Source organism: Methylophilus sp. VKM B-3414 (genome assembly GCF_032248435.1).
GTDB classification, from domain to species: domain Bacteria; phylum Pseudomonadota; class Gammaproteobacteria; order Burkholderiales; family Methylophilaceae; genus Methylophilus; species Methylophilus glucosoxydans.
Map to the genome: position 1 here is coordinate 141,127 of NZ_JAVTLI010000003.1, position 21,893 is coordinate 163,019.

General features: G+C 53.4%; 21 protein-coding genes. 10 read left to right on the forward strand and 11 right to left on the reverse strand.

Going from position 1 to position 21,893, the window contains the following annotated elements; translation table 11 throughout:
- Positions 1-38: 38 nt before the first annotated feature.
- The 9 genes from Q9292_RS02915 to Q9292_RS02955 form a co-directional block, all read right to left on the reverse strand.
- Positions 39-953, reverse strand: a complete 915-nt coding sequence (locus Q9292_RS02915) for a DUF4238 domain-containing protein (protein ID WP_313984553.1) — start codon at positions 951-953, stop codon at positions 39-41.
- A 110-nt stretch (positions 954-1,063) separates the two neighbouring features.
- The gene (locus Q9292_RS02920; RefSeq protein WP_275357403.1) at positions 1,064-1,372 is read right to left on the reverse strand and encodes an XRE family transcriptional regulator; all 309 of its coding nucleotides are present in this window, start codon (positions 1,370-1,372) and stop codon (positions 1,064-1,066) included.
- On the reverse strand, positions 1,356-1,730 hold the full coding sequence (locus tag Q9292_RS02925) for a type II toxin-antitoxin system RelE/ParE family toxin (RefSeq protein ID WP_313984557.1): 375 nt from the start codon (positions 1,728-1,730) through the stop codon (positions 1,356-1,358). The genes Q9292_RS02920 and Q9292_RS02925 overlap by 17 nt, the downstream gene beginning before the upstream one ends.
- 156 nt (positions 1,731-1,886) lie before the next feature.
- Positions 1,887-3,713, reverse strand: coding sequence for a DNA helicase RecQ (gene recQ / locus Q9292_RS02930; RefSeq protein ID WP_313984560.1), 1,827 nt, complete (start codon positions 3,711-3,713; stop codon positions 1,887-1,889).
- A 9-nt stretch (positions 3,714-3,722) separates the two neighbouring features.
- Positions 3,723-3,938, reverse strand: a complete 216-nt coding sequence (locus Q9292_RS02935) for a hypothetical protein (RefSeq protein WP_313984563.1) — start codon at positions 3,936-3,938, stop codon at positions 3,723-3,725.
- A 25-nt stretch (positions 3,939-3,963) separates the two neighbouring features.
- Positions 3,964-4,587, reverse strand: a complete 624-nt coding sequence (gene rdgB, locus Q9292_RS02940) for an RdgB/HAM1 family non-canonical purine NTP pyrophosphatase (RefSeq protein WP_313984565.1) — start codon at positions 4,585-4,587, stop codon at positions 3,964-3,966.
- 1 nt (position 4,588) lies between these two features.
- Positions 4,589-5,308, reverse strand: coding sequence for a ribonuclease PH (rph, locus tag Q9292_RS02945; RefSeq protein ID WP_194749628.1), 720 nt, complete (start codon positions 5,306-5,308; stop codon positions 4,589-4,591).
- 12 nt (positions 5,309-5,320) lie between these two features.
- The gene (locus tag Q9292_RS02950; protein ID WP_313984570.1) at positions 5,321-6,238 is read right to left on the reverse strand and encodes a PP2C family protein-serine/threonine phosphatase; all 918 of its coding nucleotides are present in this window, start codon (positions 6,236-6,238) and stop codon (positions 5,321-5,323) included.
- Positions 6,239-6,248: 10 nt separating this feature from the next.
- A complete protein-coding gene (locus Q9292_RS02955) occupies positions 6,249-7,184 on the reverse strand; it encodes a serine/threonine-protein kinase (RefSeq protein WP_313984573.1) in 936 nt (311 codons plus the stop codon).
- 145 nt (positions 7,185-7,329) lie between these two features.
- On the opposite strand from Q9292_RS02955, the gene Q9292_RS02960 reads away from it, so the two are divergent.
- The 9 genes from Q9292_RS02960 to recG all read left to right on the forward strand — a co-directional run bounded on the left by Q9292_RS02960 (position 7,330) and on the right by recG (position 17,713).
- On the forward strand, positions 7,330-8,223 hold the full coding sequence (locus Q9292_RS02960; protein ID WP_228518950.1) for a YicC/YloC family endoribonuclease: 894 nt from the start codon (positions 7,330-7,332) through the stop codon (positions 8,221-8,223).
- Positions 8,224-8,405: 182 nt separating this feature from the next.
- A complete protein-coding gene (locus Q9292_RS02965; protein WP_313984577.1) occupies positions 8,406-9,899 on the forward strand; it encodes a circularly permuted type 2 ATP-grasp protein in 1,494 nt (497 codons plus the stop codon).
- The gene (locus tag Q9292_RS02970; protein ID WP_313984581.1) at positions 9,893-10,837 is read left to right on the forward strand and encodes an alpha-E domain-containing protein; all 945 of its coding nucleotides are present in this window, start codon (positions 9,893-9,895) and stop codon (positions 10,835-10,837) included. Before Q9292_RS02965 ends, Q9292_RS02970 begins: the two co-directional genes overlap by 7 nt.
- Positions 10,838-10,918: 81 nt before the next feature.
- Complete coding sequence (locus Q9292_RS02975; RefSeq protein ID WP_313984583.1) at positions 10,919-11,755, forward strand: transglutaminase family protein; 837 nt, start codon at positions 10,919-10,921, stop codon at positions 11,753-11,755.
- Positions 11,756-11,807: 52 nt separating this feature from the next.
- A complete protein-coding gene (locus Q9292_RS02980) occupies positions 11,808-12,542 on the forward strand; it encodes a proteasome-type protease (protein WP_313984586.1) in 735 nt (244 codons plus the stop codon).
- Positions 12,542-13,153: a guanylate kinase gene (gene gmk, locus Q9292_RS02985; protein ID WP_313985778.1), complete on the forward strand. Its 612-nt coding sequence runs from the start codon at positions 12,542-12,544 to the stop codon at positions 13,151-13,153. The genes Q9292_RS02980 and gmk overlap by 1 nt, the downstream gene beginning before the upstream one ends.
- A gap of 44 nt (positions 13,154-13,197) precedes the next feature.
- Entirely contained in the window at positions 13,198-13,413 is a 216-nt protein-coding gene (gene rpoZ / locus Q9292_RS02990; RefSeq protein WP_194749635.1) for a DNA-directed RNA polymerase subunit omega, read from the forward strand.
- Positions 13,414-13,419: 6 nt separating this feature from the next.
- The gene (locus tag Q9292_RS02995) at positions 13,420-15,636 is read left to right on the forward strand and encodes a bifunctional (p)ppGpp synthetase/guanosine-3',5'-bis(diphosphate) 3'-pyrophosphohydrolase (protein ID WP_313984589.1); all 2,217 of its coding nucleotides are present in this window, start codon (positions 13,420-13,422) and stop codon (positions 15,634-15,636) included.
- 13 nt (positions 15,637-15,649) lie between these two features.
- Positions 15,650-17,713: an ATP-dependent DNA helicase RecG gene (recG, locus tag Q9292_RS03000; protein WP_313984592.1), complete on the forward strand. Its 2,064-nt coding sequence runs from the start codon at positions 15,650-15,652 to the stop codon at positions 17,711-17,713.
- On the opposite strand, the gene Q9292_RS03005 is transcribed toward recG, so the two are convergent.
- Complete coding sequence (locus tag Q9292_RS03005) at positions 17,710-19,686, reverse strand: putative bifunctional diguanylate cyclase/phosphodiesterase (protein WP_313984594.1); 1,977 nt, start codon at positions 19,684-19,686, stop codon at positions 17,710-17,712. The genes recG and Q9292_RS03005 overlap by 4 nt on opposite strands.
- Before the next feature lie 271 nt (positions 19,687-19,957).
- Positions 19,958-20,848: a LysR family transcriptional regulator gene (locus Q9292_RS03010; protein WP_313984598.1), complete on the reverse strand. Its 891-nt coding sequence runs from the start codon at positions 20,846-20,848 to the stop codon at positions 19,958-19,960.
- A gap of 114 nt (positions 20,849-20,962) precedes the next feature.
- Here Q9292_RS03010 and Q9292_RS03015 point away from each other — a divergent pair, with 114 nt between their 5' ends.
- Positions 20,963-21,823, forward strand: coding sequence for a pirin family protein (locus Q9292_RS03015; protein ID WP_313984601.1), 861 nt, complete (start codon positions 20,963-20,965; stop codon positions 21,821-21,823).
- Positions 21,824-21,893 lie beyond the last annotated feature (70 nt).

The window sequence follows — 21,893 nt, forward strand, 5'->3', positions numbered from 1 at the left end:
GATTATTCAAATTACTTTTCAAATGTACCGATACGCACTTAATAACACTCAATCTCTCTAATACTACCTTCATACCATATGCTGAAAGATTTCAGACGAGAAAATACATAACGCTCTGCATTTGCAACTAACCTTGTGTTTATTTCAGCAACCTCTTTATCTGTAACATTCACCACTCTTGGCAATGGGTCTTCAAAAGTCCCGTACAGACCAACATCAGGCCCTAATGGTATGAAAACTTCTGTTTGTTTCAATCCAAATCCAACAGGGCCTTTGCTACCATTTTTATGAATAAGCGTTACGGGATGGTCTGAACATATAAACTCTGGTCCAGTTGGTGGCGTAAGCAGAATTGACCAGCGTCTCTGTGCAAGAACCGGTAGTAATTTATCAAAAACCTCAAATTCAATATTAGAGTTACCCTGTGGATGAAACTCAATTGTATACCTTTCATTTTCTACAAACTTCTTTAAATCTTCAAACGAAACGTCTGCATTTGGAATATACCCATCCTTAGATGCTTTGCGCATATGAGATTCAAATATACAACGATCTGAAACAAGGATATCTGCAATCATTTTGAGACTTCGCGTCCTTGCTTGATTAAAGGTATTACGTGCACGAGGATTCCGAACAGCAATTAAACCAACAAGATTTAGAATAAGATTAAAGTCTTTAGCTTCAGGGAACTCCAGATTAGTGAGGACTTTACGAACAGCATCTATTGCTTCACTCTCAAAAGAAGCTAAAGAGGTCTCTAAAGCATCAAGAGGCTGCCCATCAATATCGATTCTATTGAAATCACGCTCTAGGCCAACATTTTTGGGAGCTGTAGAGAAACAATTCCCGGTCTTAACATCCATCACCCAAAATTGCCCATCTTTCGTACCGTTATCGGTGAAAGCAGACAGATATCCTTGAGAAATGTAATGATGGCGTCGCGCTGTACTCACAGTTATTTTCTAACCTCCACATTAAGTAATACAGAACTAGGAAAGAATGGGGGTCAAGTCTTGCAAAATAACATTTCTAGCAGCAAAACTAGCCTCTTACACGACGAAAATCACAGATCGGAAAAATTCTGAATCTTGACCGAACCCTCTGGAAACCTTGCCACAATCTCGAGTTCCCCACCCATGGCCTGAATATGGCTACGCAGGGTAGATAAATACATGTCGGTGCGTTTTTCGATTTTTGCCACAGCAGGTTGCTGAATATGCAGCGCTTCTGCCATCATTTTTTGCGACAAACCACGTGCCTGGCGTAACTCGTGCAAAGGCATTTCTTGCAGCATTTGCTCCGTTTTTTGAGTCACTTTGGATTGCGCTTCTGGCGAGAGCGCGGCTTTAAGTGCACTAAAGTTTTTTGCCATCTATCAATCCTTCCTTTATCAATGCCTTGATATGTTCATCGTAGAGTTGATCAGCGACTGGAATATATTTTTCATACCATCGACCATCACCTGTCTTATCGCCGCCAATCAGCAAAATGGCAGCTCTGCGAGGATCAAATGCATACAGTGTCCTTAATGGACGGCCATCGTGCTGTGTTCTCAATTCACGCATGTGGCAATGCCGTGACTGGTTAATTGCTGATGAATGTGGAAAAGGTAACTGAGTGCCCAACGATTCCAGCAACCCAACAGAAGCGGCAATAGATACTTGCTCATCTTCATTCAGAGAATGCCACCAAGCTTCGAATTCATCAGTATATTCAACCAACCATGCCATCTTAGCCCCCCTTACAACATTCCGTCAATGGAATATTTTGTGTTCATATCTTAAATTAAATTATTAAAATATGTTAACAAAATGATGAGCTAAAAAGTATTGTTGATTGTTACGCCTTGTGCAATGGAAGTTTTAACGCGCATGCGTTTTTTAGATTTAAGCCATTTCTTCAAGCACCTGCAAAAAAGCATCTCCATATTTCTGCAACTTCGCCTGCCCTATCCCGCTAATCTGCCCCATTTCATCCAGTGTCTGTGGTTTGCGGTTATGAATCTCCAACAGCGTACTATCGTGAAAAATCACATAAGGCGGTACACCCTGTTCTCTTGCCAGTTCCAGCCGCTTGGCTTTAAGCGCTTGCCAGAGTGGGTCATCATTGGCACCTTCAAAGGCTTCTTTGGCGCGGGCGCTACGTTCAGCTTTGCTCATGCGTTTTTCGGGTTCGGCATCGCGGCGTAACCAGACTTCTTGCTCGCCTTTTAATACTGGCCTTGCAGCTTCAGTGAGTTTCAAGCCGCCATAGGCAGCCATGTCTGCTTCCAGTAACCCGGCCGCAATCAGCTGGCGATAAACACCGCTCCACTGGTTTTGATTGAGTGTTTTACCGATGCCAAAGGTGCTGACTTTCTCGTGACCAAAGCGCTCGACTTGTGGCGTGACTTTGCCTATCAGCACATCAATTAGATGGCCGACGCCGAATCTTTGACCGGTGCGGTAGACACAGGAAAGCGCCATTTGCGCGACCTGGGTGGCTTGCCAGGTTTCGACCGGGTGCAGGCAGTTATCGCATTGGCCGCAGGCACCTGGGTGGCTCTCGCCAAAATAACGCAGAATACTTTGGTGACGGCAGGCGGTGGATTCGCAGTAGCCTAGCAAGGCATCCAGTTTTAAGCGCTCCAGCCGTTTGCGTTCTTCTGAGGCTTCGCCGCTATCGAGCATTTGCCGCATGGAGACGACATCGCCCATGCCGTAGACCATCCAGGCATTTGCTTGCAGGCCATCGCGCCCGGCGCGTCCGGTTTCCTGGTAGTAGCCTTCCATGCTTTTTGGCAAATCTAAATGTGCGACAAAGCGGACGTTGGGTTTATCGATGCCCATGCCGAATGCGATGGTTGCCACCATGATGATGCCTTCTTCACGCAAAAAACGTCGCTGATGCAGCTCACGCAATTGCGCAGGCAACCCGGCGTGGTAAGGCAACGCAGGCCAGCCTTTTTCAACCAGCCAGGCGGCGGTTTCTTCAACCTTTTTGCGTGACAGGCAATAGATAATGCCCGCGTCATTAGGGTGTTCGCGCTCCAGGAAGGCCTGCAATTGCTGGCGGACATTGTTTTTAATGCCGACGTGGTAGCGAATATTCGGGCGGTCAAAACTGGAGACAAACTGGCGGGCGTTTTCGAGGTTGAGCTGGCTGATAATTTCGGCTCGCGTCGGTGCATCTGCCGTCGCAGTGAGTGCGATGCGCGGCACCTCGGGGAAGCGGTTGTGCAGCACGGTGAGCTGGCGATATTCCGGACGGAAATCATGCCCCCATTGCGAGACGCAATGGGCTTCATCAATGGCAAACAGGGCGAGGCCGGTGTGCTGCTGCACTTCGTCGAGCAGGCTCAAAAAGCTGCCGACCATCAGGCGCTCGGGGGCAACGTAGAGTAATTTGATTTCACCGCTGACCACCTCGCGGGTGATGCGGGCATTGTCTTCAGCACTTAAACTGGAATTTAAAAAGGCGGCGTTGACGCCCAGTTGTTGCAAGGCTTCGACCTGATCTTGCATCAGGGCAATTAAGGGCGAGACAACAATCGCCAGCCCATCACGCGCCAAGGCTGGAATTTGATAGCAAAGCGATTTGCCACCACCGGTGGGCATCAGCACCAGCGCATCCTGCCCGCTGATGACATGTTCTACGATGGCTTGTTGCTGGTGGCGAAACTGGTTGTAACCGAAAACGTCTTGGAGGATTTGTTGCGGTGAGAGGCTTGCCATTTGGCAGGCCTAAATATTGTTATAAGGATTAACTAAGGCGTCAACAAGCTCGTGCAACGCTTTACGCATCTGCGCTTCGCTGACCTCCATCAGCAAGCCGTCTTCCAGCGCGTCTTGGGCAATTTGTTTCAGCTCGTCAAAATTTTCGGCCATGACTTTGACCTTTTCGGTGCAGGACACCACCGAACCGTCATCGCGTACCCATTTTGGCCATTCATTACTCATGGTCTTGTTTACTCATCTTGTTTGTTTAATGACTGAGTGTTTTCAGTTGTTGCAGCAGTTTGGCCATCGCTTGACCGCGGTGACTCAACTGACTTTTGATCTCAAGCGGTAATTCTGCCACGGTTTTGCCCGTCTGCGTATCCAGAAACAGTGGGTCGTAGCCAAAGCCTTCGGTACCGCGGAACTCACGCAGGATTTCACCGCGCCATAGGCCATCGGCAATGATCGGTTGCGGATCTTGCGGATGGCGCACCAGCACAACCACGCTGTAAAAATAGGCACGGCGGTCGGCAATGCGTTCCATGGCTGTGAGCAATTTATCGTTATTGCGCTCGTCTTGCGTGAGCAGGCTTTTGGCTGGCTGTGGCCCGGCATAGCGTGCAGAAATCACGCCTGGTGCGCCTTGCAAGGCATCGACACACAGGCCGGAATCATCGGCCAGCGCGGGCAAGCCGGTATGCTCGCTGGCATGGCGCGCCTTGGCCAGAGCGTTTTCAATAAAGGTGCCATACGGCTCGGGGCACTCTGGCACATTAAACTCGGATTGCGGCAGCACCTCGATATTCAAGGGTGCCAGCAAATGGGTGATTTCACGGAGTTTGCCTTTGTTGCCTGAAGCAATCACCAGTTTTTCAAACGGCAAGGCCATATTAGGCGGCCAGTGCGGTTTGCTGAATCACGGCAATTTCGCTGATGCCCTTGGCGGCAAGGTCCAGCATCTGATTCATGGTTTCGCGGGCAAAGGGCTCGCCTTCGGCGGTGCCCTGAATCTCGACAAAGCCACCGTTGCCGGTCATGACCACGTTCATGTCTGTATCACAGTCAGAGTCTTCGATATAGTCCAAATCCAGCACGGGTGTGCCTTGGTAAACGCCGACGGAAATGGCGGCCACAGAGTCTTTGATCGGGCTCTCGGCCAACAGGCCTTTTTGCAGCAAGGTTGACACGGCATCGACCATGGCAACATAGGCGCCGGTGATACTGGCGGTGCGGGTGCCGCCATCTGCCTGAATCACATCACAGTCAAAGTGGATGGTGCGTTCACCGAGTTTTTCGAGGTCGATGATGGCGCGCAGACTGCGGCCGATCAGGCGCTGAATCTCTTGCGTGCGGCCAGTTTGCTTGCCGCGCGCGGCCTCACGGTCCATGCGGGAACCGGTAGACCGTGGCAGCATGCCGTATTCTGCCGTCACCCAACCCTGGCCTTTGCCTTTTAAAAAGCCAGGCACTTTTTCTTCTACGCTGGCAGTGCAAATCACCTGGGTATCGCCAAATTTAACCAGTACTGAGCCTTCTGCATGCTTGGTGTAATGGCGAATGATTTCGATGGCACGCAACTGGTCGTTGGCGCGCTGGCTGGGTCTGGTCATGGTTACTTTCTCTTATTTAATCAATTGCCGGGTTCTGCCCAGCGCTTCCTGAATCTCGGCAATCGCCTTTTCGATTTCTTCGTCAGTCAGGTCTAACGCATACGGACTGGGCGTGACCGGGCTTTCATTCATCATGGTGGTGGTGACGTCTAGCGGTAAATCCAGCGTTGAAATCGTCAGCGGGGTGACAATGCGTTCGCCCCACTGCAGCGCAATGGCGCTCATGTTATCACCAACGGTAATACTGGCGGCATCGGCATCGTCGAGCAAACGCGTGACACCATCATGGATATCCGCCGCCAGCATGTGTTGCGCCATACTGATCTCGGACACCACGTTCCAGACGCCATCCGAGCATAGCAACACCACATCGCCCTCACGCAACGGAATCGGCGCGGTCAGCTCGACCTGCGGTTCACGATCCCCGCCGACGCAATTATAAATTTTATTGCGGTGCGGGTGATGGTTGACCTCGTCAGCGCGGATTTTACCCTCGCGCAACAAGGATTGCACCACAGAATGATCTTCGGTTTGAAACTCGACCAGGCCGTTGCGGTAGAGGTAGGCGCGGGAATCGCCGACATGGGCGCAAAACAGTTTGTTGTGTTGAATCAAAGCCACGACGATGGTGGTCCGCGGAGACTCTTGCAGACGCTTTTGCAGGCGGACGTTTTCGATCACCTCATGCACCTGTGCAATCTGCTCGCGCAAAAATTGCGCGGGTTGCGCAATCATGGGCTTTGATTCGCGCTGAAAGGCATCGATCATGGTTTTGACCGCGATTTCGGCCGCCACATCGCCATGCTGGTGCCCGCCCATGCCGTCTGCCAATACCATGAAAATGGCATGCCGATGGTAAGAGTAGGCCAGCCGGTCCTGATTATAGGGTCGCGGCCCCTGGCGACTACCTTGTGCAATGGTGAATTTCATAGGATGAATTTCATAGTGGCTTGGTCAACACTTTAATAATTTTATCCACCAGCGAGCCACGCGGATCTTCAGCCACATGGATGCCGATCATTTTTTTCTGCAATGAAAACACACTTTGCGGTCTGAGCATGTAGTCCAGCTGCATGCACTCATCAATAATCGCCAGCAATTTTTCAGAGTAGATCTGTTGCCCCAACTCCACGGCCGGCACCAGCATATCGTGCTTGAGGCGCTGGTTGGCCGCGATCGGCGAGGCCCGGTGCATACAGGCATACATACTGGCGCCTATACTGTAAATATCGCTCCAGGGGCCCAGATGTTTGCGGTCTATATATTGCTCAGGCGGGGCATAACCCGGCGTGTAAGTGGGCGCCAGCGTCACCTCGGACAAAGCCTGGCGCGCCGAACCGAAGTCCAGCAGCACTGGCGAGCCATCCAGGCGGATATAGATATTGGCCGGTTTGATATCAAGGTGCAGCAATTTGCGTGAGTGCACCTCACGCAATCCATTGAGCAACTCAACGAACATGCGGATCAGAAAATTCTCGGGCACAGGCTGCGCTAACGCCATGATGTAGTCTTGCAGCGATTTGCCACGCTCATATTTCATGACCATATAGACGGTGCTGTTGGCGCGGAAGAAGTTTTTCACGCGCACGATATTTTTGTGCTCGATATTGGCCAGCGCCAGACCTTCTTCAAAAAAGCACTTCATGCCATGTTTGTAGGCGGCTTCATTTTTGCCATTAGAGCGGATATGCGTATCGCCCTCGCGCTCGGCCAAGGTCACCGGCATGTATTCCTTGATAGCAACCGTGGTTTTCTGCGCGTCTTGCGCCAGATAGACGAAGCTGAACCCGCCCAGACTCAGCACCTTGGTAATGGTGTAGTCATGCAGCACAGTGCCTACCGGCAAGGCAAAATCGTATTTATGAGCGAGCTTCACTAGCGCTTTAACGTCACAATCATGGCTTTTATTAAGGGCATGGCATCAGCAGAGGTTGTGATTTGTTCTGCGCGCCGCCTTGTTTGTACCATTTTCGCATAACGATACCGCATTTGATACAATCAGTGAGTTTGCCAGGAGCCAGATGATGACGATAAAAAATTCCCCCGCTAGCCAACCGATGTTGAGCATGACCGGCTTTGCGGCCACCGAAAGCCGCTTTACTGGCGGACTGCTGCTGATTGAGCTGAGAGCAGTCAACCACCGTTATCTCGAGCTCAATGTCAAAATCGATGACAACTTGCGCCAGTTTGAGGCGCAAGTACGTGAATTGCTGCAGTCCCGCCTGGGACGTGGCAAAGTTGAATGCCGCATCAATCTCAAAAGCGATGCCGCGGTGGCTAACCTGACGCTCAACCCTGAGATGGTCGGGCAGATCGCGCAAACCCTGGCCGCTTTACAGCAACATTTTCCGCAGGCGCAACCCGTCAATCTGGTTGAAGTGCTCAAGCTGCCCGGTGTTTGCCAAACGGAGAGCATCGATACCGAGGCCATGGCACAGAGCCTGCTCAATGGCTTGTCGCAGGCCATTGATGAACTGATTGCCGCCCGCCAGCGCGAAGGTGAAAAACTCAAGCAAGTGCTGCTCGACCGTCTGCAAGGCGTCCGTGAGCAGATCAGCATCGTCAAACCGCTGTTACCTGCCCTGATCAGCCAATATCAGGATAAACTGACCACCAAACTGCGTGAAGCCATGCAGGCAGAGGATGACCGCGTACGTCAGGAAATCGTGCTCTATGCCCAACGGATTGATGTCGATGAAGAGCTGGCGCGGCTCAATGCCCACATTGTTGAAATGGACCGTATCCTTACGGCTGGCGGCACCATGGGCAAAAAGCTGGACTTTTTGATGCAGGAAATGAACCGGGAAGCCAACACACTAGGCTCCAAATCGGTGGCGATTGAAACGACACAAGTGTCCATGCAACTGAAAGTGCTGATCGAACAGATGCGTGAACAGATTCAGAATATTGAATAAGCCCTATTTAACACGCGGTTTGCACCAAAACCGTGATTCGAGAGTGCACCACTTAGGTGCACTTTCTTTCTAAAACCCGCTCATATAAAACATAAACTCATGATTTAAATGGGTTTTACAGGCTGGCACACGGCTTGCTCTTGTTTAAATGAATTTTACAAGTAAGGCAAAGGTCCAGCACGATGACGCAAACGGCCAAACAGTTTTTTGATGAAATGCAGGGCTATGGGGGCAATGTAAGGGCGATTTACCAGGCCTATAACCGCTGGTTGGCGAATGTGCCTACCCAGCAACTGGCGGCCAAACGCGCAGAAGCAGAAGTCCTGTTCCGCCGCGTCGGCATCACGTTTAACGTGTATGGTGAAGAAGATGGTGCCGAGCGCCTGATTCCATTTGATGTGATTCCACGCATGATTTCGGCCAGTGAATGGGCGCATTTGTCCAAAGGTGCCGTCCAGCGCGTACGCGCCCTCAATATGTTTCTGCATGATATTTATCATGATCAGGAAATCATCAAGGCCGGCATTGTCCCGCACAGCATCCTGACCAATTCGCAATACCGCCCGGAAATGGTGGGTGTGACTGTGCCTAACCAGGTGTATGCGCATGTGGCAGGGATAGACCTGGTCCGCACCAGCGAGTCGCAGTTTTACGTGCTGGAGGACAACCTGCGTACCCCTTCCGGCGTGTCTTATATGCTCGAAGACCGCAAGATGATGATGCGGCTGTTCCCGGATTTGTTTAAAAAATACCCGATTGCCCCGGTGGAGCATTACCCCAGTGTACTGCTAAACAACCTGCGCTCGGTCGCCCAGACCGGCGTCACTGACCCGACCGTGGTATTGCTCTCACCCGGCGCTTACAACAGCGCTTACTTTGAACATGCTTTCCTCGCCCAGCAAATGGGCATAGAACTGGTGGAAGGCCAGGATTTGTTTGTCCGTAATAACGCCGTCTATATGCGCACCACGCAAGGCCCGCAAAGGGTGGACGTGATCTACCGCCGCATTGACGACGACTTCCTCGACCCTCTGGTGTTCAAGCCCGATTCCCTGTTGGGCGTGCCAGGTCTGCTCTCCGTTTACCGCAATGGTGGCGTCACATTGGCCAACGCTGTAGGCACCGGCGTGGCCGATGACAAGGCGACGTATATTTACGTGCCGGAGATGATCAAGTTCTACTTGGGTGAATCCCCCATCTTGCAGAACGTGCCTACGTATCAACTCAGCAAGGAAGATGATCTGGCCTTTGTGCTGGATCATCTGCCCGAGCTGGTCGTCAAGGAAGTGCAGGGCTCAGGCGGCTACGGCATGCTGGTGGGCCCCACAGCCAGCAAGCAGGAAATTGAAGAATTCCGTTTACGCATCGTCTCCAAACCCGCTAACTACATCGCGCAGCCGACGCTGGCACTGTCAACCTGCCCAACGCTGGTCGACCAGGGCATTGCGCCGCGTCATGTGGATTTACGGCCATTTGTGCTGTCTGGCAAAACGGTCAGTGTGGTGCCGGGTGGCCTGTCGCGCGTAGCGCTCAAAGAAGGGTCACTGGTGGTGAACTCCTCGCAAGGGGGCGGCACCAAGGATACCTGGGTGCTGGAGCGGGACGATGTCAGTGCAGAAACCGTGCAGTCGCAAATGGCTGCCCAACAAGCAACGCAAGAGGCCGTCATATGTTAAGCCGTACCGCAGATCATTTATATTGGATGGCACGCTATATTGAGCGTACTGAAAACGTGGCCCGTGTGCTGGACGTGACTTATAACATGTCCCTGTTGCCTTCAGACAGCAGCAACGAAGCCGAACTCTGGGATGCCGTGCTTGAAATTGCCGGGATCCGCGACATTTATGACAGCAATTACAAAGAGCTGTCGGCCGCCAACGTCATCAAGCATCTGGTCATGGATAGCCAGAACCCGTCCAGCATTTACAGCTCATTGCGTAGTGCGCGTGAAAACGCCCGTGCCGTGCGTGTGGCCATGACCACCGAGACCTGGGAAAACATGAACACACTGTGGATTGAGTTTGGGCAATATATCAAACAGGACCTGACCCAATCCGGCTTGAGCGAATTTTGCGAATGGGTAAAAAGCCGTTCGCACCTGTTCCGTGGCGTCTGTTTTGGCACCATGTTGCGTGACGAGGCCTTTAGCTTTGTGCGCCTGGGCACCTTTATGGAACGCGCAGACAATACTGCCCGCCTGCTGGATGTGAAGTATGAGTACTTGATGCCCATGCAAGAAGCCAATTACGGCGCGGTGGATTACTACGAATGGAGTGCGGTGTTACGCTCGGTCTCGGCATTTCAGGCTTACCAAAAAGTCTACCGCGATGCCATTGAACCGACCAAGGTGTCTGAATTATTGATTCTGCGTGAAGACATGCCGCGGTCTCTGCATGCCTGTTACGCCGAGATCATGCCGATTTTGCGTCAGGTCGCCGGCAGCCGCCACACCGAAGCCGAGCGGCTGGCTGGCCAGATGCATGCCAGACTGCATTACGGCCGCATGCTGGACATTTTAAAAGATGGCGTACACCATTTTCTGGATGAATTTATTCTGGCCAACCGCAAACTGGGCGAGGAAATACAACGTAATTTTTTAAGCGCCACGGCCTGACGCCTGACACACGATTGCCATGAACCCCTCATGCGCAGATTGCTCTAAGACAGCACTGCGCTTTTTTATTTGGGAAGCGACATGCGGTTAACCATCGAACATCAAACCCAATATGTGTACAGCGAAATGGTGCCATACACAATACAGCAACTGCGCCTGACACCCCGCACGGACCCGCGCCAGCAAGTCAGACATTGGGAGATCAAGGTAGCCGGGCAGCTGACCCCGTTTGCAGATGCGTTTGGCAACCTGGCGCACACGCTGGTCGTCGACCAGCCGCACCAGGCTTTACTGATCACGGTGAGCGGTGAGGTCGAAACGGGCGCCGCGACCAGCGCAGATACGGCAACCTTGCCAGTGACTGTTTTTTTGCGAGACACGCCCCTCACCCAGCCCGATGATGCCATCATGGCCTTTGCCAAAGACTTTGCCCATGCGCCCGCGCACGCGCTGATGCAGGCCTTGCGCGACCGCATGCAATACAGCAAGGGCGCCACCGAGGTGAACACCCCCGCCGCCCTCGCCTTTGAACTGGGCAAGGGCGTCTGCCAGGACCATGCGCATGCTTTTATCGCTTGCTGCCGCAGCCTGGGCTGGCCCGCCCGTTATGTGAGTGGCTACCTGTTTACCGAGGATGGCAGCCTGATGCAAACCCATGCCTGGGTAGAAGTCTGGCAACAAGAGACATGGCTGGGGCTGGATGTCTCCAATGGTATTCCGGTGGATGAAACCCATGTCAAACTGGCGGTCGGTCTCGACTACCGCAGTGCCAGTCCGGTGACTGGCTCACGTATGGGTGGCGGCCAGGAAGGCATGGCCAGCATGGTGAGCGTCAACCGCCAGACAGCGCTGAGCGAAGCGCAACGGCAGGCACACTTACAGCAATTACGTGAGCAGGCACAAGCCGCCCAGCAATAGCAAGTACTCGCATGCTATGATATTTGTTAACTTGATAAATGACTGACTTGAGATGACTTACTGTGTAGGAATCCTGCTTGAACAAGGTCTGGTATTGGCCTCAGACACGCGCACCAATGCCGGGGTGGACCAGGTGGCGATTGCACCCAAGATGCATGTGTTTGAAGTGCCGGGCGAACGTATGATTGTGCTGCTAACCGCAGGCAATCTGGCGATCACGCAATCCGTGGTCAACTTGTGCCGCGAACAACTCAAGTCGGCAGAAGGCCATGCCAACCTGCACAATGTGCATTCGATGTTTGAAGCCGCCAGCGTAGTGGGCGCGGCCATGCGCAGTGTGCATCAGCGTGACGGCAAAGCACTCAAGGAGCACGGCATAGACTTTAGTGCCAGCGTGCTGGTCGCAGGGCAAATCAAGGGCGAAAAGCCACGGCTGTTTAATGTGTATGCCGCCGGTAATTTTATCGAAGCGACCCCGGATACGCCTTACCTGCAAATCGGCGAAACCAAATACGGCAAGCCGATCATTGATCGCGTGATCAAACATCAAACCAATGTCACAGATGCGGTAAAATGCGTGCTGATTTCTTTTGACTCCACCATCCGCAGCAATATTTCTGTGGCCTTACCGATTGATTTGATGATATACCGAACTGATACTTTAAGCGCCGGCAAACGGCAACGCCTGACAGAAGATGACCCTTGTTATTCCAGCATCCGTAAAGGCTGGAGCGAGGGCCTGAAAGCCGTGTTCTCTTCCTTGCCTGACCCTGAATGGTGTGCATGATGAGTCACGGCCATTTATTTATTATCTCTGCCGCCTCTGGCGCCGGTAAAACCAGCCTGGTGCGCGCCATGCTGGCGCAAGACCCGATCCTGAAACTGTCTGTTTCGCACACCACGCGTGCACCGCGTCCGGGTGAAGAAGACGGCATCCACTATCATTTTGTTTCAGAGCCCGCATTTCTGGAGATTCTAGACGCCGGCGGTTTTCTGGAAAGCGCACATGTGCACAGCGCCCGCTATGGCACCGCGCAAAGCGAAGTCGAAGGCGCCCTGGCTGCCGGCCGCGATGTGATCCTCGAAATCGACTGGCAAGGCGCACAGCAGATCAGAACCTTATTCCCTGACGCGACCTCTATTTTTATTCTGCCGCCTTCCATCGAAGCGCTGGCGCACCGCCTCAACAGCCGCGGCCAGGACAGTGAAGCCGTGATTGCACAACGACTGTCCGCCGCGCGTGAGGAGATGCGTCACGTGCATGAGTTTGATTATGTTACAATTAATGATAATTTTGACGTGGCCTTGCAGGATCTGATGGCGATTGTTCGCGCCCAGCGCTTGCAGTTAAACCGCCAGGTAGCCTGCAACGCGTCATTGATTCAATCCCTTACCTAAGCCGGCGCACGCCGCACTTCAGGTTCACACAGATAGAGGTTTTTATGGCACGTATTACTGTCGATGATTGCTTGGACAACATCCCTAACCGTTTTCAACTGACGCTGGTCGCGGCTTATCGCGCCAGACAATTGGCCAACGGTTCCGATCCACTCGTCAGTGGTTATTCACAAAAAGACAAACCGACCGTGATTGCCTTGCGTGAAATTGCTGCCGGTAAAATCGGTGTAGAGATCTTAGAGAAAAAGGGCCACGCTTAAGCAGCCATGCCCCACACCCAAGGCGACCATGCCCATCGCAAGTCCAAACCGCCGCTGAGCGAAGCGGACTTGCTCCCCGCTGACCGTGAGGATTCCCCCCTTACCCAGCTGATCCGCAAATATCTCAACGAAGAAGAAGTGCAACTGGTCTGGCAAGCGTATCGCTATGCCGACCAGGCGCATGCGGGACAAACCCGCAAAACCGGTGAACCGTATATCTCGCACCCGGTGGCGGTGACCTGTATTCTGGCTAAACTGCACCTGGATCTGCCTACCCTGCTGGCCGCATTGCTGCATGATGTGGTCGAGGATACCGAAGTCGACAGTGCCGCTATTGCCGAGCGCTTTGGCAAACAAGTGGCTGACCTGGTAGACGGCCTGACCAAGCTGGATAAGGTCGAGTTGCAAACTGCCATGCAGGCACAAGCGGAAAACTTCCGAAAAATGCTGCTGGCCATGAGCCAGGATGTACGCGTGATCCTGGTCAAGCTGGCTGACCGGCTGCATAACATGCAAACACTGGACGCCATGCGGCCAGAAAAGCAAAAGCGCATCGCCCGTGAAACGCTGGATATTTATGCGCCCATTGCCAACCGGCTGGGCCTGAACCCGATTTACCATGAGCTGGAAGACCTGAGCCTCAAGTATTTATACCCCAACCGCTATCACGTGATCGACAAAGCCATCCGGCTGGCACGCGGTAACCGTAAAGAAGTGATCAGCAAGATCCTGGAGGCCATCCAGAACCAGCTATTGCAATACGGCATTGAGTACGATGTACAGGGCCGCGAAAAGCATCTGTTCAGTATTTATAAAAAGATGAGCGAAAAATCGATGAAATTGTCGCAAATTAACGACATTTACGGTTTTCGCGTCATCGTCAAGGACAACGCCGCCTGCTATCTGGCGTTAGGGGCGCTGCATGCGCTTTACAAACCTATTCCCGGCCGCTTCAAGGACTATATTGCCATCCCCAAGGCCAACGGTTATCAATCGTTGCATACCACCCTGTTTGGTCCGTTTGGCACGCCGATTGAGGTACAAATCCGCAGCCAGGAGATGCACAACATTGCCGATGCCGGGGTGGCCGCGCACTGGCTGTATAAAACCACCGATGCCCACCTGACCAAGCTGCAACAACAAACCCACCAGTGGCTGCAACGCTTGGTAGAAATCCAGACCGAAAGCGACGATAGCCACGAATTTCTGGAGAACTTCAAGGTCGACCTGTTCCCGGACGAGGTCTATGTGTTTACGCCCAAAGGCAACATCATGGCCTTGCCACGTGGCTCGACGGCGGTGGATTTTGCCTATGCCGTCCACTCGGATGTGGGCAATAGCTGTGTCGCGGTCAAGATCAATAATGAGCTGGCACCGCTACGCAGTGAAATGCGCAATGGCGACCATGTGGAAATCATTACTGCCCCGCTGGCCAAACCCAATCCGGCCTGGCTCAATTATGTGGTGACCGGCAAGGCGCGCTCGCATATCCGCCATTACCTGAAAACGGTCAAGGTGGAAGAGTCGGCACAACTGGGCGAGCGTATGCTTAATGTGGCGTTACGCGCCATGCATATCGAGCCTGGCGACATTAGCGACAAACAATGGCAAAAAGTCATGAATGACTATGGCAGCAAAACGCGCCAGGCCATTCTGACCGATATCGGCCTCGGCAAACGTAACAGCCTGATGGTAGCGCACCAGCTGCTGGCCCATCCAGCCGAAACCGAAGATAAAACCGGCAAGGTACTCGATACGATTACCATCCGTGGCTCCGAGGGGATGGCTGTTCAGTTTGCGCCCTGCTGCCGCCCGATTCCTGGCGACCCGATTCTGGGCTTTATCAATAAAGATAAAGGCCTGGTCATTCACACGCATGATTGCCCCGCCATCCGCAAATTCCGGCTGGATCCGGAAAAATGGCTGGATGTGGAATGGGATGCGGACCCGAAAAAACTGTTCAGCGTCAACTTGCGCATCACGGTGGTGGATGAGCGCGGCATGCTGGCCAAGATTGCGGCCACCATTTCCAATGCAGAAGCCAACATTGACAATGTGAGCGTGGAGACCAGCGACGGCAGCCAGTACTCCAACGTCAACTTTACCGTGCAGGTGCATAACCGTGTGCACCTGGCAACCCTGATCCGCAACCTGCGCAAGATCCAGCAAATCGTACGGATCAACCGGGTCAAAGGCAATCAGCTGGAACAGCGCATCCAGTAACCGTCCTGCCCGCATGCGTCCCTTGAGCGACATCAAAGGTTTTACGCCTGCCCTGTGCAGCCAGCTGGATAAACTGGGCATCCGCAGTGTGGAAAGCCTGCTGCTGCATTTACCCCTGCGCTACCTCGACGAAACACGCATTACTGCCATCCGCGATTTACGGCTAGGCGAACAGACGCAGATTGAAGGCGTGGTGGTCCATCACGAGGTCAGCTACAAACCCCGCAAAATGCTCAATGTGCGGGTACAGGACGACACCGGCGTCATCAACCTGCGCTTTTTACATTTTTACCCCAGCCAGGTTTCAGCCATGCAGCCCGGCCAGCGCTTACGCGCCTTTGGCGAAATCCGTCCAGGTTTTTTTGGTTATGAAATGGTGCACCCCACCCAACGCAAAGTCAGTGAAGAAACGCCCGTCAATCAGGCACTGACGCCCGTCTACCCCACCACCGCAGGCTTGAGCCAGAATAGCCTGCGCAAAGCGGTCAATCTGGTATTGCAGCCTGCATTGTTAACCGAAACCCTGCCCGCCTGGGTATATGCCTCCCTGGCCCTGCCAGACTTTGCCAGCAGCGTACACTTGCTGCACCAACCCTCGCCAGACAGCCCGCTCCCCAGCCTGGAAGACCGCAGCCATCCGGCCTGGCAACGCCTGGCTTATGACGAGTTGCTGGCCCAACAGTTATCCATGCGCCAGCATTATGCCCGGCGCAAACGTGCCACGGCCCCCGCCATTGCAGACACCCATGCGCTGGCTGACCGCCTGCTCGCCATGCTGCCGTTTGAACTGACCTCAGCGCAGCAAAAAGTGGTGAAAGAAATCCGCCAGGACCTGAGCCAGCCCTACCCCATGCAGCGCTTGCTGCAAGGCGATGTTGGCAGTGGCAAAACTATCGTCGCTTGCCTGGCCGCGCTACAACTGATCGAACACGGCTGGCAAGTGGCGATGATGGCGCCCACGGAAATCCTGGCCGAACAACATTACAAGAAACTCAGTAGCTGGTTACAGCCCTTGGGCATCACACTGGCCTGGCTGACAGGTAGCCAGCCGAAAAGGGAACGTGAGCAGTCACTGTCAATGATTGCCAATGGTGAAGCCATGTTAGCCGTAGGTACACATGCGCTGTTTCAGGACGAAGTGCAGTTCAAGCAACTGGGGTTGGCAATTGTGGATGAGCAGCACCGCTTTGGTGTCGGCCAGCGGCTGGCCCTTAGAAAAAAAGGTGCGACCAGCGGACAAGCCACGGCGCTGGAACCGCACCAGCTCATGATGTCAGCCACGCCGATTCCACGCACCTTGTCCATGAGCTACTACGCCGACCTCGATGTGTCGGTGATAGACGAACTACCGCCGGGCCGGACCCCTATCGTCACCAAACTGGTGGCGGATGACAGACGTGAAGAGATTTTGCAGCGCGTCTATGAGGCCTGCACGCAAGGACATCAAGCCTACTGGGTGTGTCCGCTAATTGAAGAGTCTGAGGCCTTGCAATTGCAAACCGCCAATGACACGTTTGCCTATATGCAGCAGGTGTTCCCTACCCTCAAGGTCGGGCTGGTGCATGGCCGCATGAAACCCGTAGAGAAGCAGGCCGTCATGCAGGCGTTTGCGGGCAATGAGATTCAGTTGCTGGTGGCCACCACCGTGATTGAGGTCGGCGTGGATGTACCGAATGCGAGTTTAATGGTGATTGAACACGCCGAACGCATGGGCCTGAGTCAGTTGCACCAGTTACGTGGACGCGTCGGCCGCGGTGCTGCAAAAAGTACCTGCATCCTGCTATATAGCAAACAGCAATGCTCACAAATTGGCCGCCAACGGCTGAAAGTGATTTATGAGAGCAATGATGGCTTTGCCATTGCGCAAGCCGACTTGCATATTCGCGGCCCTGGCGAGCTGCTAGGCACGCGTCAGAGCGGCGTGCCCATGCTCAAAATTGCCGACCTGGAACGGGACGAGCACCTGCTTGACGCGGCGAAGCCCGTGGCCGAAAAACTGCTGCAGACAGACCCTGCAGCGGTGAGCGCACATTTGCAACGCTGGCTAAGTCAGGCGGAAGAGTGGATCAAGGTTTAATAGAGGCCAGTCTGCAATCTGGCCAAAGCCTCAGGCTGCGTCAGAATCGCCTGCAAGCAGGCTTCAAACTCAGCCAGTGGCACCGGTTTGCTAAACAAATAGCCCTGAAAACGCTGGCAGCCCATATGCTGCAACATGGTCATCTGCTGCTGTAACTCCACGCCTTCGGCAATCACAGAGTGACTCAAATTTTTGCCCATATTGATGATGGTTTGCACAATGAATGAATCGTAGTTGTTATGTGCAATATCTTTAATAAAACTGCGGTCGATCTTGAGTTCATCCAGCGGCAAACGTCTTAATACCGACAGTGAAGACTGGCCTATGCCAAAATCATCCAGCGAGAAGGTGATGCCCAGCGCCTTAAGTGCCTTGATCTTGCCAATTACCTCATCAATGTTTTTTACGATCAGACTCTCGGTCAACTCCAGGCACAGGTGGCGCGCATCACAGCCACTGGCCAGCACAATCTCTGTCACCTGCCGTACAAAGTCGGGCTGACTAAACTGCTTGGCACTGACATTGACGGATAGTTTAAGTCCAGCCGTGTGTGCAGAATCTGCCCAATGCTTGAGTTGCTGGCAGGCCTGAGCCAGCACCCAATGCCCGATGGGCACAATGTCGCCCGTCTCCTCTGCAATCGGGATAAACTGGTCGGGCGGAATCATGCCCAGTGTCGGGTGTTGCCAGCGTAACAAGACTTCGGCACCAATGGGTTGCTGATCCGCATTCACCTGCACCTGGTAATACAACAACAGTTGATTGGCCTGCAAGGCAAATGCCAGCTCATTCTCAAGCGACGCACGTTGCTCGATGGCGGGATGGAGCGTCTCGTCATACATCTGGATACTGTTGAGCTTGTCCGATTTTTTGGCCTGATACATGGCAATATCTGAGCGACGCAACACCTCTGCTTCGTCGAAGTGATCCCCCATAAACAGGCAAATACCGATACTGGGCGAGGTGCGGTACAAACTGTCTTGCAGCTCAAACGGCGCAGAAAATACCGCCATCATATTTTCGGCCGCCCGATGCGCGGCGACCACCGCCTCAGCCTTATCCTTAGAGAGGTCATCCAGCACGGCAATAAATTCGTCGCCGCCCATGCGTGCAATCGTATCGCGTTTGCGCAAGCTCAAGGATAAGCGCGCCGCCACCTGCTGTAGCAATTCATCGCCAGCCTGATGGCCTTTGCTGTCATTGAGGCCCTTGAAATTATTCAGGTCCAGGCAGATGACCGCGCCATAACTTTTGTGCCGTGCACAGCGGGCAAATGACTGGTTGAGCCTATCCGTTAACAGACGGCGGTTAGGCAGCCCGGTTAAAAAATCATAATAGGCCAATTGGTGGACTTTTTTATTGTCCAGGTTAGAGGCAATGCGTAGCATGATATTGTCACGCAAACTGCTGGCCAGGCTTCGGCCGGCCACCGTCACATAAATCACATAGACTATAAATAGCACCGCCAGCGCCAGCGACAACTGTGTGCCATGTAGCACAAAGCGTGGAATCATGAACAACAAAATCCCACCCGTGAACAGATTACTCGTCGTGGTATCCACCGAATAAATGACGATGCCTGCCCCGCAGACCCCCACCAGCGCAAAGATTAAAAAGGCCTGATGTTCGGTATCGGTCTCAGGAAACAGCAGGATCCCCGCAAGACCCCAGGCGATGCCGCAAAACAGAGAGGTGGCGCGAAACCACTGCAACCATTGCCGGGTGTGTGCCTCACGCACCGGGTCTTTGGCATATTGGTAGGTTAAAAAGGCACGTGCGCCATAGGCCAGCAGAAAAAGTACGCTCCAAATCAGCAGAATCGGTGAGGCGATCAAATGCCGTTGCACGAGCAGCAACGCAGCCATGACAATAAACGCAGCCAGTAATGACCTGCGGTTATTGCCATACAGCATATCCACAATTTCAATGTGTAGCGCTGATGATTCTGCCGTGGTGTTGTTCAACGCACGCATCCCCCTGCCTATAATTGTTAATGTCTTAACAACGGTTAAAAGCGGCTGATACTTTAATTGCTTATCTTGGTATCATGCGCCAAAAAACGCAAAATGACAGCAGCCAAGCCACGATTTTTAGCTGAAGAATGGCAAAAAAATACTAAGAAATGTCAGTGATGCAAGCGTAACTTCAGTCGCCCCGGGTCACGGGGGCATCTACAGCGCCTGTAGAAAGAAAGCGAGGCCCCTCAATGGATTGCGGGAGGCAGTCTTTAGAATTCGTGTCCGGCTAGGCCACAAACAATGGCTTCAGGGCAGTCACTGCCAGGTCAATAAACCCGCGTAGCTTGGGTGGCATAAAGCGCTGCTTAGGATACACCAGGTGCACCGCATCAGCTTGGCCACGCCACTCTGGCAACAGACGTTGCAAGCCACCCTGCCGCACCGCCGCCTGACAAATAAAGGTTGGCAACAAAGCCACCCCCTGCCCGCTCTCGACCATGGTTTTGACAACACCGATATTATTGACCAACACCTGACCCGGCAAGGGCACCCTGATCTGATTGGCGCCCCGCTGCAACTCCCAATGATGCCGCCCCATGGGCGTAAACTGCACACAGGGATGCTTTGCCAGCTCAGCCGGAGAGTTGATAGGCGCGGCCTGCTGCAAATAAGCCGGGCTGGCAAATAATGCCCATTGTATGGTTCCCAGCGATTTGGCAATCAGGCTGGAGTCGCGTAACTCCCCCATGCGGATCGCTACGTCCACGCCTTCTGCGACCAAATCGACATAACGCTCGGTCAACCACAGCTCCAGTGACAATGCCGGATAACGCGCCTGCGTTTCGGCTAGCAAATGTCCCAGCAGCGCATCGCCCAAATCCGCCGGAGCCGTCATTTTCAATGTCCCTTGCGGCTGTTGCCTGGCCTCATCAAGTGCGGCCTCTGCCTCCATTAAATACCCCAGCCCGGTCGAAGCATGTTCAAAATACAGGCTGCCCGCCTCGGTCAGGTGCAAACGGCGCGTAGTGCGTTGCAGCAAGGTCACACCCAGCCGCCGCTCCAGTCTTGCCACCCGCGTGCTCACTGTCGACGTCGGCAATCCCAGTTGACGGGCGGCCGCGCTAAAGCTGCCGGCCTGCACCACCCTGACAAACACAGCCGCTTCGTTAAAGTCCATGATTATTCAATTAAATGAAAAGTAATTTCACATTTAACCATCTAGTCACCTGATTGTCATCTGTCTATAGTGTGATCCATGCAATCACGCACACCCCTGAACAAGGAGCAAACCATGAAAAAACTGGCATTTATCAAACGCAGTAACGGCAACCACTGGGTCGGTGACGGCTTTCCGGTACAAAGCATTTTTTCTTACCGCGATATCGCCAGTGATATTTCACCCTTTTTGCTGATGGACTATGCAGGCCCCACTAGCTTTGAGCCAACAGCACATAGACGCGGCGTCGGCCAACACCCGCACCGTGGCTTTGAGACGGTCACCATCGTCTACGATGGCCAAGTCTCGCACCATGACTCCACCAACGCGGGCGGCACCATCGGCCCTGGGGAAGTCCAGTGGATGACCGCGGGCTCAGGCATTATTCACGAGGAGTATCACGGCGATGACTATGCCCGCACGGGCGGTCCGTTTGAAATGATCCAGTTATGGGTCAACCTGCCCGCCAAGGACAAAATGACCGCGCCAGGCTATCAAGGCATTACCCATGCCCAGATTCCTGAGGTCACTCTGCCACAAGAGGCAGGCAAGGTACGTGTCATTGCCGGTGAATATGACGGCAACCCAGGCCCGGCCAAGACCTTCACGCCAATGAATGTGTGGGATGTACGCCTCAATGCAGGCACGCGCACCACCTTCACCTTGCCTGAGGGACACACGACGGCGATTTTTGTGTTGCATGGCGCAGTGAAAACCGGTGAAGTGCATACCATCCGCCCTAGTGAACTGGCCGTGATGCAGCGTGAAGGGACTGAACTGGTATTGCAGGCCCAGCAAGACACCACGTTGCTATTGCTCAATGGTGAGCCGCTCAATGAGCCGGTGATCGGGCATGGTCCTTTTGTCATGAATAGCTGGGAGGAAATCGACCAGGCCATTAATGACTACAACCAGGGCCGCTTTGCCACGGCTTAAAGGCCAGGCATCTTGATCACATAAAACAGCAGGCACCGCCGTCAACCAGCAGTACAAACGGCGGTGACCC

Bases quoted from the DNA above. Each gene is read 5' to 3' on its own strand.
- Q9292_RS02935 (WP_313984563.1), bottom strand. From the start codon at position 3,938: ATGAGTAATGAATGGCCAAAATGGGTACGCGATGACGGTTCGGTGGTG.
- Q9292_RS02925 (WP_313984557.1), bottom strand. From the start codon at position 1,730: ATGGCATGGTTGGTTGAATATACTGATGAATTCGAAGCTTGGTGGCAT.
- recQ (WP_313984560.1), bottom strand. From the start codon at position 3,713: ATGGCAAGCCTCTCACCGCAACAAATCCTCCAAGACGTTTTCGGTTAC.
- recG (WP_313984592.1), top strand. From the start codon at position 15,650: ATGCGTCCCTTGAGCGACATCAAAGGTTTTACGCCTGCCCTGTGCAGC.
- Q9292_RS02950 (WP_313984570.1), bottom strand. From the start codon at position 6,238: ATGAAATTCACCATTGCACAAGGTAGTCGCCAGGGGCCGCGACCCTAT.
- Q9292_RS02965 (WP_313984577.1), top strand. From the start codon at position 8,406: ATGACGCAAACGGCCAAACAGTTTTTTGATGAAATGCAGGGCTATGGG.
- Q9292_RS02995 (WP_313984589.1), top strand. From the start codon at position 13,420: ATGCCCCACACCCAAGGCGACCATGCCCATCGCAAGTCCAAACCGCCG.
- Q9292_RS02920 (WP_275357403.1), bottom strand. From the start codon at position 1,372: ATGGCAAAAAACTTTAGTGCACTTAAAGCCGCGCTCTCGCCAGAAGCG.
- Q9292_RS02980 (WP_313984586.1), top strand. From the start codon at position 11,808: ATGACTTACTGTGTAGGAATCCTGCTTGAACAAGGTCTGGTATTGGCC.
- gmk (WP_313985778.1), top strand. From the start codon at position 12,542: ATGAGTCACGGCCATTTATTTATTATCTCTGCCGCCTCTGGCGCCGGT.
- Q9292_RS02960 (WP_228518950.1), top strand. From the start codon at position 7,330: ATGATGACGATAAAAAATTCCCCCGCTAGCCAACCGATGTTGAGCATG.
- rpoZ (WP_194749635.1), top strand. From the start codon at position 13,198: ATGGCACGTATTACTGTCGATGATTGCTTGGACAACATCCCTAACCGT.
- rph (WP_194749628.1), bottom strand. From the start codon at position 5,308: ATGACCAGACCCAGCCAGCGCGCCAACGACCAGTTGCGTGCCATCGAA.
- Q9292_RS03010 (WP_313984598.1), bottom strand. From the start codon at position 20,848: ATGGACTTTAACGAAGCGGCTGTGTTTGTCAGGGTGGTGCAGGCCGGC.
- rdgB (WP_313984565.1), bottom strand. From the start codon at position 4,587: ATGGCCTTGCCGTTTGAAAAACTGGTGATTGCTTCAGGCAACAAAGGC.
- Q9292_RS03005 (WP_313984594.1), bottom strand. From the start codon at position 19,686: ATGCGTGCGTTGAACAACACCACGGCAGAATCATCAGCGCTACACATT.
- Q9292_RS02970 (WP_313984581.1), top strand. From the start codon at position 9,893: ATGTTAAGCCGTACCGCAGATCATTTATATTGGATGGCACGCTATATT.
- Q9292_RS03015 (WP_313984601.1), top strand. From the start codon at position 20,963: ATGAAAAAACTGGCATTTATCAAACGCAGTAACGGCAACCACTGGGTC.
- Q9292_RS02975 (WP_313984583.1), top strand. From the start codon at position 10,919: ATGCGGTTAACCATCGAACATCAAACCCAATATGTGTACAGCGAAATG.